This is a genomic window from Marinobacterium stanieri (assembly GCF_900155945.1).
In the GTDB taxonomy this organism is placed as follows: domain Bacteria; phylum Pseudomonadota; class Gammaproteobacteria; order Pseudomonadales; family Balneatricaceae; genus Marinobacterium; species Marinobacterium stanieri.
Window position 1 is genome coordinate 350,099 of sequence record NZ_FTMN01000003.1, and the last position, 15,236, is coordinate 365,334.

The 15,236-nt window shown below is 55.5% G+C and carries 14 protein-coding genes; 2 read left to right on the top strand and 12 right to left on the bottom strand.

Going from position 1 to position 15,236, the window contains the following annotated elements; all coding sequences use genetic code 11:
• Positions 1-57: 57 nt before the first annotated feature.
• Complete coding sequence (locus tag BW956_RS09135) at positions 58-924, bottom strand: alpha/beta fold hydrolase (protein WP_076462488.1); 867 nt, start codon at positions 922-924, stop codon at positions 58-60.
• Between the two features lie 102 nt (positions 925-1,026).
• On the opposite strand from BW956_RS09135, the gene pabB reads away from it, so the two are divergent.
• A complete protein-coding gene (pabB, locus tag BW956_RS09140) occupies positions 1,027-2,400 on the top strand; it encodes an aminodeoxychorismate synthase component I (RefSeq protein WP_076462489.1) in 1,374 nt (457 codons plus the stop codon).
• Here the strand turns inward: pabB and BW956_RS09145 are convergent.
• The 5 genes from BW956_RS09145 to rluC all read right to left on the bottom strand — a co-directional run bounded on the left by BW956_RS09145 (position 2,397) and on the right by rluC (position 7,481).
• Complete coding sequence (locus BW956_RS09145) at positions 2,397-3,635, bottom strand: peptidoglycan DD-metalloendopeptidase family protein (RefSeq protein ID WP_244894342.1); 1,239 nt, start codon at positions 3,633-3,635, stop codon at positions 2,397-2,399. The two genes, pabB and BW956_RS09145, sit on opposite strands and share 4 nt — an antisense overlap.
• Before the next feature lie 17 nt (positions 3,636-3,652).
• Positions 3,653-4,270 carry a bifunctional phosphoserine phosphatase/homoserine phosphotransferase ThrH gene (thrH, locus tag BW956_RS09150; RefSeq protein ID WP_076462491.1) on the bottom strand — a complete coding sequence of 206 codons (618 nt, stop codon included), beginning with the start codon at positions 4,268-4,270 and terminating at the stop codon, positions 3,653-3,655.
• 61 nt (positions 4,271-4,331) lie between these two features.
• On the bottom strand, positions 4,332-5,306 hold the full coding sequence (gene cysB, locus BW956_RS09155; RefSeq protein WP_010323954.1) for an HTH-type transcriptional regulator CysB: 975 nt from the start codon (positions 5,304-5,306) through the stop codon (positions 4,332-4,334).
• A gap of 97 nt (positions 5,307-5,403) precedes the next feature.
• A complete protein-coding gene (locus BW956_RS09160) occupies positions 5,404-6,501 on the bottom strand; it encodes a coiled-coil domain-containing protein (RefSeq protein WP_076462492.1) in 1,098 nt (365 codons plus the stop codon).
• Between the two features lie 5 nt (positions 6,502-6,506).
• A complete protein-coding gene (gene rluC, locus BW956_RS09165; RefSeq protein ID WP_010323952.1) occupies positions 6,507-7,481 on the bottom strand; it encodes a 23S rRNA pseudouridine(955/2504/2580) synthase RluC in 975 nt (324 codons plus the stop codon).
• Between the two features lie 454 nt (positions 7,482-7,935).
• Between rluC and rne the strand changes: the two genes are divergently transcribed.
• The gene (gene rne / locus BW956_RS09170) at positions 7,936-11,145 is read left to right on the top strand and encodes a ribonuclease E (protein WP_076462493.1); all 3,210 of its coding nucleotides are present in this window, start codon (positions 7,936-7,938) and stop codon (positions 11,143-11,145) included.
• Between the two features lie 158 nt (positions 11,146-11,303).
• Here rne and murB read toward each other — a convergent pair whose 3' ends face one another.
• From murB to BW956_RS09200, 6 genes are read right to left on the bottom strand one after another with little or no spacing between them, the layout of a single operon-like run.
• On the bottom strand, positions 11,304-12,326 hold the full coding sequence (gene murB, locus BW956_RS09175; protein ID WP_076462494.1) for a UDP-N-acetylmuramate dehydrogenase: 1,023 nt from the start codon (positions 12,324-12,326) through the stop codon (positions 11,304-11,306).
• Positions 12,323-12,811, bottom strand: coding sequence for a low molecular weight protein-tyrosine-phosphatase (locus tag BW956_RS09180; RefSeq protein ID WP_076462495.1), 489 nt, complete (start codon positions 12,809-12,811; stop codon positions 12,323-12,325). The genes murB and BW956_RS09180 overlap by 4 nt, the downstream gene beginning before the upstream one ends.
• 1 nt (position 12,812) lies before the next feature.
• Complete coding sequence (gene kdsB, locus BW956_RS09185; RefSeq protein WP_076462496.1) at positions 12,813-13,586, bottom strand: 3-deoxy-manno-octulosonate cytidylyltransferase; 774 nt, start codon at positions 13,584-13,586, stop codon at positions 12,813-12,815.
• Entirely contained in the window at positions 13,583-13,780 is a 198-nt protein-coding gene (locus BW956_RS09190; protein ID WP_010321925.1) for a Trm112 family protein, read from the bottom strand. Before BW956_RS09190 ends, kdsB begins: the two co-directional genes overlap by 4 nt.
• The gene (gene lpxK / locus BW956_RS09195) at positions 13,761-14,807 is read right to left on the bottom strand and encodes a tetraacyldisaccharide 4'-kinase (RefSeq protein ID WP_076462497.1); all 1,047 of its coding nucleotides are present in this window, start codon (positions 14,805-14,807) and stop codon (positions 13,761-13,763) included. The genes BW956_RS09190 and lpxK overlap by 20 nt, the downstream gene beginning before the upstream one ends.
• Complete coding sequence (locus tag BW956_RS09200) at positions 14,804-15,226, bottom strand: ExbD/TolR family protein (protein WP_076462498.1); 423 nt, start codon at positions 15,224-15,226, stop codon at positions 14,804-14,806. Before BW956_RS09200 ends, lpxK begins: the two co-directional genes overlap by 4 nt.
• Between the last annotated feature and the right edge of the window lie 10 nt (positions 15,227-15,236).

Here is a 15,236-nt window from a genome sequence, read left to right on the forward strand (position 1 = left end):
TCAACATGGCTGAATGGAAAAATTGTCGACATCCGACAAAAGTCTAGGGGGATTCCCTCAGTGTTGTTCAAGGTACCGCTGCAGCTCTTCGTTCATGCTGCGCGCGATCTGCCTGGGCTTCTGAAATGGCAAGGAATGATCAGTACCCGAGACCATAAAGTAGTGCCAGTTCGGGAGCCGCTCAGCCAGCCCAAGATGGTACTGATGCATTAAATCGACACTTTGTCCGCCGATAAAACTGCTGACATCTCCCTGCGCAGCCACCAGCTGCTCGCGATCGATTCGGTTGATTGCATCGGTAACGGCATCCAGCGCAAAGGCAAAGCCTTCGGGCCTGCGTCCCAATCGTTTTACGGCAACCGCCTGTACCTGAGGTGATACGCGTCGATTCGGGGAAATGGTATCCAGAAACTGGACAATGCCCCGCTCATGATCCGTATCGCGCAGGTGCACGGCTGCTTCCGAATAACGCTGACGCAGTTGCACGGTGGTCGTCCAGTCGGGTCGGTCGAGCACCGCGGACTCCAGCAGAAACTGCTTGCCGACCCGATCAGGATAGCGCTGCTTCAATAGCATGCTGACGAGCCCGCCCAGGGAATAACCGGCCAGATCGAACTGCCACCAGGCCAGGTGATCCAGCAACGACGCCATGTCACTGACCAGCTCCTCTACCTTGAAGGCATACTCTTTCCGGTCAGGAAAGTGGCTATCACCGGCACCACGCAGGTCCGGCACCAGAATTTCGTGCCAATGCGCCAGGTATGCCGTGAGCAGATGCCAGGTATCAGCACCGGCGACACCGGCGCCGTGCACAAGCAGTAAGCGCCGACCGGGAGCGACGTCCGGATTACGGTACAGGCGATAGCACAGAGACTGGTCCGGCAGCGCCAGTCGATGCTCTGAAATCTGACAAGGGTGTTTCATAATGATCCTCAAAAAGGGTTACCCCATTAATTATAACGGGTTAGAGGGTCGCGATTCCCGGTATGTACAGGGTAAAATGCGCATTTTGAAGAGGCGTGACGGGTGATACAGCAACAGGCACTGGATAATCGGCTGAATGCACACGAGGTATTGGAGCGCGTTCGTCCTCTGGGCCACCCCGTCTTATTGGACAGCAGTCAGCCAGAGGCCATCACCGGACGCTATGACATCATCGCCGCAGGCCCCGACCGCGTCGTTTCCATGTCTGCTGCCGGCTTGAGCTGCCGCGACAGCAACGGTCAGCCGTTGCAACTGGACCCAAGTCAGCCTCCCTTCGCCTGCCTGCAACAATTGCTTGATGAACTGGGCACACCGGAGCCACTATCTGACAGCCCTTTTAATGCGGGACTGATGGGTATTTTCGGCTACGATCTTGGCCGTGCTATCGAGCAGCTTCCCGAGCACGCACAGGCAGATATCGATTACCCCTGGCTTCTGGTGGGTCGCTACCTCTGGGCAGTTGTCATCGACCATGTCGACAATAGTCGTCGATTGATCTGGCACCCCTTGGCTAATGACGTCATTGACCAGGTAAAAAGCCTGCTGGTTTCTCCGGCATGCAACAACTCCGCCCCGGACAGATTCGCACTTACACAACCCTTTGCAAGCAACCTGAGCGCTGATCAATATCGCCAGGCGCTGGAAAAAATCGACGACTATATCCATGCCGGCGATTGCTATCAGATCAACTTTGCCCAACGCTTCCAGGCTCAGTACCAGGGCGACCCCTGGCACGCCTATAAACGCTTGCGCAGACAGGCGACAACACCCCACGCAGCCTACATGGAGTCACCCGAAGGTGCGATTCTGTCCCTGTCACCTGAAAGATTCCTGTTTGTGGATAGCGATGGGCAAGTGGAAACACGCCCCATCAAGGGAACACGCCCGCGTGGCAAAACCGCTGAGGAAGATGCAGCATTGGCGCAGGAATTGAGCAATGCCGAGAAAGATCGCGCCGAAAACCTGATGATCGTTGACCTGTTGCGCAACGATATCAGCCGCAACTGCGCCCCAGGCAGTGTCGATGTTCCAGAGCTTTTCAGCATCGAGAGCTACCCCAATGTGCACCATTTGGTCAGCAGTGTCTGCGGCACACTCAAGCCCGGCACAACGGCACTTAACCTGCTCAGGGATGCCTTCCCCGGCGGCTCTATCACCGGTGCTCCCAAGATTCGTGCCATGGAAATCATTGACGAGCTGGAACCTCAGCGTCGCTCGGTATACTGCGGCTCTATAGGGTATATCAGCTGCTGCGGACGCATGGATACAAGCATCACCATTCGTACGCTGCTGTGCCAGGAAGGCGAGATTTACTGCTGGGCCGGCGGTGGAATTGTCGCCGACTCAGTAATTGAGGAAGAGTATCAGGAAACCTTCAATAAGGTTAATAACCTGCTCCACGGGCTGGGTAATTAACCCTGCCCCTGCTTATTCATCTGCGCAAGCAGGCGATCCCGCAGGGAATCAAACGCCAGACGGTCGGCCTGATTAACCCCTTCTGCGACAGGTATGGCAGCCTTCATGGCATCCACCGGACGACCATTGATATGCAGCTCGTAATGCAGGTGCGCGCCGGTTGAACGGCCCGAGTTACCCGAAAGCGCTATCTTTTGGCCACGACTCACGGTCTGCCCCTTGCTTACCAGCGCCTTGCTCAGGTGCAGGAAGCGAGTTTTATACTTCTGCCCATGCTCAATCACAATGTACAAACCGGCATAGGGATGTTTGGTAACGCGCGTCACCACCCCATCGCCCGTCGCCAGTATCGGCGTGCCTATGGGCGTAGCAAAGTCGGTACCATTATGCGGACGCACACGGCCTGTCACCGGATGTTTGCGGAAGGGATTGAAGCGGGAGCTCAAACGGTATCGACCTTTGGTCGGGTAACGCATGAACGCACGGGCCAGGCTGTCACCATTGAGGTCAAAATACTGACCCTCAAAGTTGAATGCCGTCAGCTCGCGTGAGCGATTCAGGATACGCAGCCCTTCCAGGCGGGTATTACCCGTTGCTTCACCCTCAATGTACTGCTTGGCACGCACAACCTGGAAACTGTCGCCGGCACGCAGGTCTCGTCGAAAGTTAAGCTTGTCCTGAAGCAGTGCTGAAACCTTCTGGATCTCCGAAGCCGTCAGTCCGGCGCGCTTGGCGGACACATAGAAGCTGCCGTTAATATCACCAGCTACCACTTCCTCTTTCCATTCACCTTCAACACGCACTTCGCTGTATTCAAAGGTTTCTTCCCCTGCTCGAGAGAACACAACCTGATGCGCAGGACTGAAACGCAGCTCCAGCTGATCAAGCTGCCCTTCGTAGAGCCAGAAGCTCAATTGGTCTCCCGGCTTCAGTGTATCGAGCGCCAGGATGGATACATCACTTTCCAGCACCTGATACATGGCTGCCTGCCCCACATCGAGCATGTCGAAAATGGTGCTGAGCGTATCGCCGCGCTGAATTGTGTAGGTAAAGTCCGGCACACGAACATCAACCCGGCTCAGTGATTCCGGGCTTTCCAGCTCGCTGTCCGGCAATGCCTGAATAGGCAGCTTAAGATCAGAATGCAGAGGCTGATATGAAAAGGCACCAAGCGTCAAAGCCACGGCCGGCAGGAAGACACCCAACATTAATGGCTTGCGCAGAAACCTCTTCATACCTACCTCACGTACACTTAGATTTTCAGATCACGGGCGCTTGCATCAACAAACGCCTGCTTGAGATCGCTGAATGTCTGTACAGCCGGGAACTGAGGAAACTCCTCAATTACGTTCTGCGGTGCATGGAACAGAATACCGGACTCAGCCTGAGCCAGCATGGTGGTGTCGTTGTAGGAGTCACCGGCCGCAATCACACGGTAGTTCAGCAACTGGAAAGCACGTACTGACTGACGCTTGGGGTCACGCTGACGCAGCGTGTAGTCAGTGATACGACCTTCTTCGTTCACTTCAAGCTTGTGGCACAGCAGTGTGGGGTAACCCAGCTGCTTCATCAGGGGTGCCGCGAATTCATAGAAGGTATCGGACAGAATCACTACCTGGAAGCGTTCACGCAACCAGTCGATGAAGTCACGTGCACCTTCCAGCGGGGCCAGGCGGCTGATGGTATCCTGAATCTGCGGCAGGGTCAGACCATGCTCATCCAGAATACGCAGGCGCTGCTTCATCAGGACGTCGTAATCGGGAATATCCCGGGTTGTGGCTTTAAGCTCCTCGATACCGGTTTCTTCTGCAAATGCAATCCAGATCTCGGGGATTAGAACACCTTCCAGGTCAAGACAAGCCAGTTCCACGCGGACGCCTCCAGTAAGTAAATATTAGTGCGCCACAATTTACCTTGTCGTATCAAGGCTTTCAATGCTCCGGCAGCTCTAGCCCTGCAAAGAGTTCGTCCACATCATGTCGATTGCTGCAGGATTGAACACGACGAACCAGATCCGGTGTCAGATGAGGGGCAAAGGTTTGAATGAAGTCGTACATGTACCCGCGCAGGAAAGTCCCCTTGCGGAAACCGATACGCGTCACACTGTGTTCAAACAGATGACTGGCATCCAGTGCGACCAGACCATCATCCTGTCCGTCTTCAAATGCCATGGTGGCAATAATGCCGACACCCAGCCCCAGGCGAACGTATGTCTTGATGACATCGGAGTCGACTGCAGTCAGCACCACCTTGGGTTCCAGGCCTTTGTTAATGAAGGCTTCATCGAGCTTGGAGCGGCCTGTAAAGCCAAACACATAGGTAATGATCGGCCACTCGGCCAGTGCTTCCAGTGTCAGCTCGGGCAACTCGGTCAGCGGATGCCCTTCGGGCACAACCACTGAACGGTTCCAGCGATAGCAGGGCATCATGATGAGATCACTGAAATGCGACATCGCTTCGGTGGCAATGGCAAAATCAACCGTACCGTCTGCCGCCATCTCGGAGATCTGCATGGGCGTGCCCTGATGGATGTGCAGGGACACATCCGGATAATCCTTGATGAAGTCGTGAATGGTCTGCGGCAGCGCGTAGCGGGCCTGGGTATGTGTAGTCGCCACTTCCAGCTTGCCCTTGCGCTCATCGCTGAACTCCTGGGCGACCTGACGAATGGCATCACACTTCTGCAGCACTTCTCCGGCAATCTCCAGAATCGCCTCACCTGCCGGCGTAACCCGCGTCAGATGCTTACCACTGCGTGCAAACACCTCGACACCCAACTCATCTTCAAGCAAGCGAATCTGCTTACTGATGCCCGGCTGAGAGGTGTATAAACTCTGCGCGGTGGCAGAAACATTCAGGTCATGTCGTGCTACTTCCCAGATGTAACGAAGCTGCTGCAGTTTCATTTCACGTCGCCCGAGGTTTTATAAATCAAGCTTCAATATAACATTATAGAATAAACAAGCAACCAACCCTTTTCCTCAATGAAGTCAATCACCTGGCTCAGGCTCGATTCTTCAGACGACGATTTTCTTCCTCCAGCGCAGCAATACGTTTTTCCATGGTTGCCAGGCTGGATTGGCTTTTTTGCAGCTGGTCTTCAGAGCTTTGCAACTGGCTACGCAGTTGCTGCTCGCGCTTGGACGATTCGGCCGTGAGCGCTTCAAGCCGGGCAGCGACCTTGTCACGCGCCTGCTCACCTTCCAGCACCTGTTTTTCAAGTCGTTTGACCTTGTTACGCTCGGCCAGCAGCTGAGAGCTCAATTGTGCCTGCTCTTTATTCTGCTGAACGTCTTCGGACTTCAACCGGCCCAGCTCATCACTGGTCAGTTTTAATTGAGTGGTAAGCGTATCGATTTTGGCATCACGCTTGCCCAATTGGCTCTCTACACCCGACAGCTGACGCGACAGGTCTGCTTCCGCGCGCCCGCTTTCATCCCGCAGCTTATCCAGGGCATTACGGTAATGACGCGTATCCACTTCAGCCTTGGCAATCGCCTCCAGGCTGTAGCGCTTTTCATCCTTGAGGCGCTGCTCAAATACTTTCTGCGCATCCTGATGTGTTTTTTGCAGTTGCGCCAACTCCTGACAGACATTGGCATGCATCTGGGCAGTACGCTGATGCTCATTGCGTTCCTGAGACAAATCCTGTTTCAGGGATTCAATCTCTTTTTCGCGCGCACTGGCACGATCCTGTAGCGCTTCAAAGCGACGTTCGAGTTCGCCATAACGCTTCTCGAGCTCGCTAATTTCGCCACGGGACTCACGCAGGGCATCATCACAGGCTTTAGCCTGGGCTTCCTCCGGCTGCACGCGGATCTGCTGGATCAGATTGGCACGATCTGTTGCTTCATCAACAGCGGCTTGCCACAAACGCGCCATCATCGCCTGAACCGACTCAGGCACTTCTCCCGCAATGGGAGAGCGCGGGGTGCCTAATCGATTACCCAACCCTTTGCGCCATTCCGACAGCAGCTCTTCTGCTTCAGCAATATCGTTCAGGCGACATTGATCGAGCAGGAACTCCGGTTCAGGGTTACGCCCCGCCGCCAACATCGCATCAGCGGCTGCGAAGAACTGCGCTTTCTGTGGGTTATCCATGGCATTTACTCCTCACCGGCAAAACGATCAGCCAAAGCTGACAACCGCTTTTCTGTCTCTGCGTCCATTGGAGCAGAAACGCTAAGCTGCTCGCCATCCGGCAGCTCGACTTCAAGCCGGGCCGCATGCAGCATCAAGCGCTTGATGCCCAACTGGCGAAAATGTTCATTATCAGCATCCGGCGTATATTTCACATCACCCACGATGGGATGACCTGCATACTGTGTATGTACGCGTATCTGATGTGTACGTCCGGTTAACGGCCGCGCTTCAATCAGCGTGGCAGCATCCTGAAAACGACGCAATACCTGAAAACGGGTAACCGACGGCTTGCCATCCGGGTTCACCTTGACCATGCGTTCACCGGATTTAAGCTCATACCGAAGCAAGGGCGCATCGATGGCCTGCTTGCGTTTTTCCCAACGCCCAACAACAAGGGCGTGATAGATCTTGTTGACCTTACGCTGTCGCAGCGCATCATGAAGATAGCGGAGCATACTGCGCTTCTTGGCCACCATAATGCAGCCGGACGTATCGCGGTCCAACCGGTGCACCAGCTCCAGGAAACGGCTCTTGGGCCGAATCTGGCGCAAGGCTTCGATCATGCCAAGACTGACGCCACTACCGCCATGCACGGCAAGACCGGAAGGCTTGTTAATCACCACAAGGCTATCGGACTCATACACAATAGCCTGTTCCAGATGTTCAGCCAGGCTTGCACTCACTGGCGCAGACTCACCACGCTCAGGAATACGAACGGGGGGAATACGAACCAGATCACCTGCATTGATACGGGTATCGGGTTTCACCCGTTTTTTGTTGACACGGATCTCACCCTTGCGAAGGATGCGGTAAATAAGACTTTTCGGAGCGCCTTTAAGCTGGGTGCGCAGGAAGTTGTCGATCCTTTGTCCTTCCTGGTCCGGATCAACTTCTACAAAACGGACCTGTTGCGCTTTTTGCTGCGTTTTTTGCGTCATACAGAGAAAATGACTCTTAATTGATGCCTTCTGGGTTAGCTGTTATATTCTACCGATGCCGCAGGCGGTTGGCTTTAGTAAATTTCAATTCCTGCAGACGGCCCCTCCAGTTACCCGGACTTGAGGCCGCGCAAGGCCCGAATTGCGGCATAGATTAAATACCGTGAAACCAATTTTTCACGTAACGCTTTCACGACCTTCGTTAGACAGAAGGTTCAGTTGGAGGTGAAGACGCACGCTGACCCGGAACCTGCTCGCGTTCAAACTGCAGCAGCAACAGCCATAGACAATAACGACATAGGTCTGCGTTTCCTTCACTGACGATTTAGAGCTACTGGGCCGATTGCCAGGTAGCCGGTGGTGTACCGATTAACCACCCATCCAAAGACTGGACATTGATTCCCTCCCTGGCGACCAGGGCGAGAAGCGTTGCGTTTATGAGAACGCACACAACATGAAAAGAATGCTGATCAACGCAACTCAACCTGAAGAGTTGCGCGTAGCGCTGGTCGATGGCCAGCGTCTGTTTGATCTGGATATCGAATCCGATAGCCGCGAACAGAAAAAAGCCAATATCTATAAAGGACGCATCACCCGCGTCGAACCCAGCCTCGAAGCCGCTTTTGTTGACTTTGGTGCCGAACGCCACGGCTTTCTGCCGCTTAAAGAGATCTCCCGCGAGTATTTCTGCAAGCAGCCCGAACGCGGCCAGCGCCCGAACATCAAGGAAGTTGTCAAGGAAGGCACCGAAGTTATTGTTCAGGTTGATAAAGAAGAGCGTGGCAACAAGGGTGCTGCACTGACCACCTTTATCAGTCTGGCCGGTCGCTATCTCGTCCTGATGCCCAACAACCCGCGTGCCGGTGGTATCTCACGCCGCATTGAAGGTGATGACCGCACCCAGCTTAAAGAAGCCCTGTCCGGCGTGAACATCCCGGACGGCATGGGTGCCATTGTCCGCACAGCCGGCATTGGTCGCAGCTCTGAAGAACTGCAGTGGGACCTGGATTACCTGATCACGCTATGGGATGCCATCAAGGCCGTAAACGAGCGCCCTGCTCCCTTCCTGGTGTACCAGGAAAGCAACGTGGTAATCCGTGCCATCCGTGACTACTTGCGCGCCGATATTGGCGAAGTACTGATCGACAACCCCAGCGTTTACGATCAGGCACAGATGTTTGTGCAGCAGGTCATGCCCAGCTATGAGAACCGCATCAAGCTGTACAAAGAGCAGACTCCGCTGTTCAACCGTTTCCAGATCGAAAGCCAGATCGAAACCGCTTTCGAGCGCGAAGTAAAACTGCCGTCTGGCGGTTCAATTGTGATTGATCCGACCGAAGCACTGGTATCCATCGATATCAACTCCGCACGCGCAACCCGCGGCGGCGACATCGAAGAAACCGCTCTGCAGACAAACCTTGAAGCGGCAGACGAGATCGCGCGCCAACTGCGCCTGCGTGATATCGGCGGCCTGATCGTGATCGATTTCATCGACATGACGCCTATCAAGAACCAGCGCGAAGTCGAAAACCGCCTGCGTGATGCCCTCAAGCTGGACCGTGCCCGCGTCCAGATGGGTCGCATTTCCCGCTTCGGCCTGCTGGAAATGTCACGCCAGCGCCTGCGCCCGTCACTGGCTGAATCCCGTGGCAGCGTATGTCCGCGCTGTAACGGCCAGGGCAGCATCCGTGATACCGAATCCCTGGCACTGTCTATCCTGCGCCTGATCGAAGAGGAGTCCTCCAAGGACCGCACCGCTCAGATCCGCGCGATTCTGCCTGTTACGGTTGCCACCTACCTGCTCAATGAGAAGCGTCACGAAGTTCATAACATTGAACTGCGCCACCAGGTCCGTGCCGTTATTGTTCCCAACCCCAACATGGAAACCCCTCACTATGAGGTGGTTCGCCTGCGTGACGACCACACCGTCACCACTACTCAGGATGTGAGCTACACCCTCCAGCCTGAGCAGGAACCGGAACAGGTCGAAGCATCCAAGCCTGCAGCACCCAAGCGCGAACAGGCTGCCGTTAAAGCCGTTGTACCGCCGACACGTGCACCCAAGTCAACCGAGATTGAAGCAGAACCGGCTCCTGCCAAGGAGACTCCGGTCGAAGCCAAGGCACCGGTTGCCGCTACACCTTCCTTCGGTGAACGCATCCTGTCTGCTCTGCGCGGCCTTTTCGGGGGTGGTGAAACCAGCCAGCCGGAAAAAGAGCAGCCGAAACAGCAGGACAAAAAACCGGCCTCGTCTTCTGATGATAAGCCGCGCGACAAGGGTGATCGCAACGATAAGCGCAGCAACCGTGGTGACCGACGCTCCCGTCGCCGCGACACCGGTGACCGCCGCCGCAAGCAGCCTGAGCGTCGTGACAAGGATGAAATCATCACCGTTGAGCGCGAACAGAACCTGCCTGCCATCGGTGAAACCGAGCAACCTGAGAAAAAAGAAGGCTCCGGCCGTCGTCGTCGCCGTCGTCGCAACCGTGACGAAGCCAGCGACAAGACACAGTCCCAGACCGAGCAGAACCGCAGTGAAAAACCTGCTGACGCCGAAACCGGCAACAAACAAAATGCCGAGCAGGATCAACAGAATGAAAGCCGCGGACGCGGACGTGGCCGTCGCCGTCGCAACTCTGAAGAGCGCACAGCAAAACGCACACCTCTTCCGGATGCCATGCGCGATGAAGCCGCCGAGACTGAAATCCAGGCCCTGCTGGCAGAAAGCAAAATCACCAATGAAACGCTTGGTGCAACTGCCGATTCTGTCGAAGCTACTGCTGGCGAAGTGACTGTAAGCGAGGAAACCAAAGCCGCGCCCGCTACAGCCGAAGCCGGCCAGAGCGATACTGCACAAACCGGCACCGACGCTACAGCCACTGAAGCAACCGCTGAAGCACCGGCTACAGAAACCACTGACACGCCAGCTGAAGACACTCTGCCCGCATCAGCCAAGGCCTCTGAAAGCGCTGCAGAAGCAGCCAACTCTGATGTTACAAACTCAGAGAACGTAGACTCAGAGGCATCCGATAAGGATGCAGGCTCAGCCGAGCAGAACAGTGAGGAAACAGCCGAAGCACCGAGCAAGCCCAAACGTCGTCGCAGCCGTCGTCCATCTCGCAACAAGTCTGCCGATACAGCCAAGAAGGATGATAAAGACGCAACAACCAAGGACGAAGAGGCACCGGCAAGCGAAAGTGACGACTCCAACAAGCCTGAAGCTGAAGCCCAGCCTGAAACCCGGGCAGAAGAGCCAGGCAAGCAGGCTGATGCTGAAAGCACAGAAGCTGCCACTGCAACTGAAACCATTGAGGCCAGTGATAAGGCCACCGAAGCTGAAAAGCAGCCTGAGCAGACTGCTGTAGCCCCGGAAGCCGCAAGCGCTGAACAGAAAGCTGAAGCAGCATCTGCTGATGCCTCTGAGAACACGCCTGCTAAAGCAGCCGTTGATACCTCTGAGAGCAAAACAGCCACAGCTGCCGATTCCTCTACTGAGGAAGTATCAGCCACTGCCGCTGAAACCCAACCAGCAGAAACAGCCACCGCTGAGCCTGAAACTGCTGCTGAGACAGAGCCCAAGCCTCGTCGTCGCAGCCGCCGTGCACCTAACGATCCTCGTGAAGTGCGTCGTCGTCAGACCCAGGCTGACTCAGATGCTTCATAAGTAATGGCTGATGCATTCTGTCGGGCCCGGCAACGGACCTGAACAGATGCTCATAAAAAAACCGCATCCCTCACGGGTATGCGGTTTTTTTGTTTAAGCACCTTTGCTTTAGCAGCTTTAGTCCGGAACCTTTATTTCAACATCAAGGCAAACTGTAGTCAGGGATAAAAACGCGGCTCAGGCTCCAGCTCAACGCCAAAACGGTCCAGCACAGCCTCTCTGATAGAGCTGGAGAAGCGTTCAACGTCAGCACGACGTGCACCACCCCAGTTCACAAGTACAAGCGCCTGTCGGGGATAGGTGCCTACAGAGCCGTCTCGCGCGCCTTTCAAGCCACAGCGATCGATTAGCCAGCCTGCTGCCAGCTTCCAACGGCCATCAGCTTCAGGAAATGCCACCAGATCAGGATAGTCAGCGCGGATTCGCTCATAAACCGCCGAGTGCACCAGAGGGTTCTTGAAGAAGCTACCGGCATTACCCAGCTCCGCAGGGTCGGGCAACTTGCTACGCCGTACTCGGCACACAGCATCAAACACATCCAGCGGACCTGGCGCATCAATTCCAGATAGCGCTTCTCGCAAACCACCGTAATCCAGCTGCAAGTCAGGTGTTTTATTAAGCACCAACTCGACTGCCGTGATGATGTAACGCCCCGGCTCGCCCGATTTGAAAATACTGTCACGATAACCAAAGCGGCACTCGGCGTTACTCAGTTGCCGAATCGACTGATCCTGACGATCAAACACCTCTACCGCACGCAAACGGTCTTTCAACTCGACACCATAGGCGCCAATATTCTGAATAGGAGCGGCACCCACGGTGCCCGGGATCAACGCCAGGTTTTCAAGACCAAAGTAGCCAGACTCAAGGGTCCTGGCGACTGTCTGGTGCCAGTTCTCACCAGCCCCAACCTTTAACACAACCTCAGCATCCTGCTCAGCCATCAACTCCCACCCCCTGATGGCAATATGCGCCACCACACCGGGCAAGTCGTCAGCCAATACAAGATTACTGCCACCACCCAGCACCAGCAAAGGAGCAGCTTCTTGCTTGAGCCAGGATTCAAGCTCAGACAGTTGCTCAATAGAGGTTACGTCCAGAAAACGCCCAGCGCGCGCCGGCAAACCGAGCGTATTACACTGTGCAAGACTGATATCGAACTGGAAAGGTAGCGAGGTCAAATGCCCTGCTCCCGCTGCACATGCCTCAACAATCCTTCACTGGCCGCTTCGACCAGGTCCAGCACCTCATCAAATCCGGCCTCGCCGGAGGTGTAATAGGGATCCGGCACTTCACGTGTCCGCTGCCCCTCGGCAAAATCAAGAAACAGCCCCAGATGCCCTTTATACCCCCGGGGACAGCGAACGCGCAGATCCCTGAGATTGGCATCATCCATTGCCAGAATAAAATCAAAGCGGGAGAAGTCTTCATCATCTACCGCTCTCGCCCTCAAGTGCTCCAGCGAATAGCCTCTGCGACGTGCTGCAGCCTGGGTGCGCGGATCAGGCGCCTTACCCACATGGTAGGCGGCAGTGCCGGCAGAATCGATCTGAAACCTTTCCGCCAGACCCAGCTGCTCTATCCTGTTTTCAAACACGCCATGCGCCGTAGGTGAGCGGCAGATATTGCCCAGGCAAACGAATAAAATCCGGACCGGCTCGCTCATATTACTCGCCCTGCCCCTGCGCCATGATCGCGGCAATACGTGCCAGATCTTCCGGCGTATCAACGCCCGCGGGCGGTATCTGATCAGCGACCGCAACGTGGATACCAACACCATTCCAGAGCGCGCGAAGCTGTTCCAGGCACTCGGTCAACTCCAGCGGCGCCGGCGACCAACGCACAAAGTCATTCAACATCTTCACCCGGTAGGCATAGAGGCCGATATGACGCTGCCAGTCAAAGCCCTCAGGTATTTCATCGGTCACACCCTGCATGAACGCATCACGCGGCCAGGGCATGGGGGCACGACTGAAATACATGGCCATGCCGCGAGTGTCGGTTACCACCTTGACGACGTTGGGGTTCATCAAGGACTCGACGGTCTCAATCGGCTCGGACAGGGTCGCGATACCCGCTTCCGGCATCGCCATCAGGTTATGTGCGACCTGATTAATGATGCGTGGCGGCACCATGGGCTCGTCGCCCTGAACATTCACCACTATATCGTCACTGTAATACCCCAATGTCTGCACCACTTCCTGCAGACGATCTGTGCCGGAGGGATGATCTGAGGAGGTCATGCATACTTCCGCACCGAACCCCCTGGCCACATCGGCAATTCGCTGATCATCCGTGGCAACAACAACCCGCACAGCCTCACTTTCACAGGCACGCTCGTAGACATGCTGCAACATGGGCTTGCCATTGAGATCGGCCAGGGGCTTGCCCGGAAAGCGGCTTGAAGCATAACGGGCCGGGATAATGACGCTGAAACTCATGACGGCTTATGCTCCTTGAGCTTTTCATCGGCCGTGAGCTGACGGGCTTCGGATTCCAGCATCACGGGAATATCATCCCGAATCGGATAGGCTAGGCCACTGGCGCGGCAGATCAACTCATTGGTTTCCCGGTTCCATTCCAGAGGGGCTTTGGAAACAGGGCAGACCAGAATATCAAGTAGCTTGGGATCCATTGTGCTTATCCATCAGTTGGGCCGAGCGAGCGGCCAGTTGCTTCAGTAATGCGGACAGGAAATCAGGCTCCAGACAGGCTTCTACCGGCAGCGCCCATGCCTGAGCTGGAGGTTGTTCCATACATTTTACAGCATCCTTCTCTGTCATTATCACCGGTAACTCGGGCTCAAATGTGAGCTGCTCTGGCTCATAGTGTGCATGGTCCGCGAAGGGGTGCTCTATTACGTCAAACCCCAGAGTATTAAGGGTATCAAAAAAACGTTGTGGGTGGCCGATGCCGGCCACTGCATGTACCTTACGCCCGCCTGACCAGTTTGCCGGCGCCACTGCCCCCTTACCCTGCAGTGACCAGAGTTCGCCGGGCTGCAGCTGCATGGCAACAGGGACATTCGCCAGTGGCGGCAATGACAGCAGTTGTGTCGGGACCTGGCCGTTAAACACAACCCAATCCACCTCCTCAAGGCGCTCGGGCGGCTCACGCAACGGCCCCTCAGGCAGGCATCGCGCATTACCCAGGCCTCGGGCAGCATCAATCACGGCAATCTCGATATCGCGCGGCATGGCGTAGTGCTGCAAGCCATCATCACTGATCAGCACATCACAGTCGTGCTGTTCCAGTAATGCATTGGCTGCCGCCATACGATTGGGGTCGATAAACAGAGGTGCGCCGGTGCGCCGCACAATCAGACAAGGCTCATCACCTCCGTGCTCGGGAACAGTATCCGCTTGTACGGAGAAAGGATAATAAGGCGCCTGGGTACCGTAGCCACGACTGACTACACCAGGTGTATAGCCCGCCTGCCTCAGGTGTTCGATTAACGCAATAACAAGCGGGGTTTTACCGGTTCCACCGACAGTGATGTTACCCACTACGATAACCGGCACTGGCAGCGGGCTCGGATCAATTTGATATTGGCGCTGACGACGACAGCGCCGGGTTACCAGCAACTTGAAAAGCGCAGACAAGGGACGCAGGAGTTTGAGCCAGGCCGCGTTACGGTACCAGGCATCGGCCAGAACACTCACTCCCTGGCAGCCTGCTGCGTCGTAATACTCAGTGCGGAAAAGCCCAGATCCCCTGCCACATCCATCACACGCACAACGGCCTGATGCTGTGCTTGTGCATCAGCCGTTATAACAAAGGGCATATCACGGGCATCACCGGCCACTTTGAGGATACCTCGCCTCAGCGTCAGGGACTCGTTGTTTACCAGGGGTGCGTCATTAATCGAGTACTGGCCATCTGCGCCGATTAACACTTCAATACTTTTCGGCTCTTCAACAGGAGACTCAGCACTCGACGCTTCCGGCAAGCTGATGCTCAGATGAGATTCACGGGTAAAGGTGGTCGTTATCATGAAGAAGATCAGCAACAGAAAAACCACATCAATAAGTGGCGTCAAATTGATGTTAATTTCTTCACGTCTTTGGCGTTGGAATTTCACGTTATGCCTC

What these genes read in the sequence shown, in the direction of transcription:
- cysB (WP_010323954.1), bottom strand. Translation starts at nt 5,306, where the DNA reads ATGAAACTGCAGCAGCTTCGTTACATCTGGGAAGTAGCACGACATGAC.
- BW956_RS09160 (WP_076462492.1), bottom strand. Translation starts at nt 6,501, where the DNA reads ATGGATAACCCACAGAAAGCGCAGTTCTTCGCAGCCGCTGATGCGATG.
- BW956_RS09180 (WP_076462495.1), bottom strand. Translation starts at nt 12,811, where the DNA reads ATGAGCGAGCCGGTCCGGATTTTATTCGTTTGCCTGGGCAATATCTGC.
- rluC (WP_010323952.1), bottom strand. Translation starts at nt 7,481, where the DNA reads ATGACGCAAAAAACGCAGCAAAAAGCGCAACAGGTCCGTTTTGTAGAA.
- rne (WP_076462493.1), top strand. Translation starts at nt 7,936, where the DNA reads ATGAAAAGAATGCTGATCAACGCAACTCAACCTGAAGAGTTGCGCGTA.
- BW956_RS09145 (WP_244894342.1), bottom strand. Translation starts at nt 3,635, where the DNA reads ATGAAGAGGTTTCTGCGCAAGCCATTAATGTTGGGTGTCTTCCTGCCG.
- BW956_RS09135 (WP_076462488.1), bottom strand. Translation starts at nt 924, where the DNA reads ATGAAACACCCTTGTCAGATTTCAGAGCATCGACTGGCGCTGCCGGAC.
- kdsB (WP_076462496.1), bottom strand. Translation starts at nt 13,586, where the DNA reads ATGAGTTTCAGCGTCATTATCCCGGCCCGTTATGCTTCAAGCCGCTTT.
- BW956_RS09190 (WP_010321925.1), bottom strand. Translation starts at nt 13,780, where the DNA reads ATGGATCCCAAGCTACTTGATATTCTGGTCTGCCCTGTTTCCAAAGCC.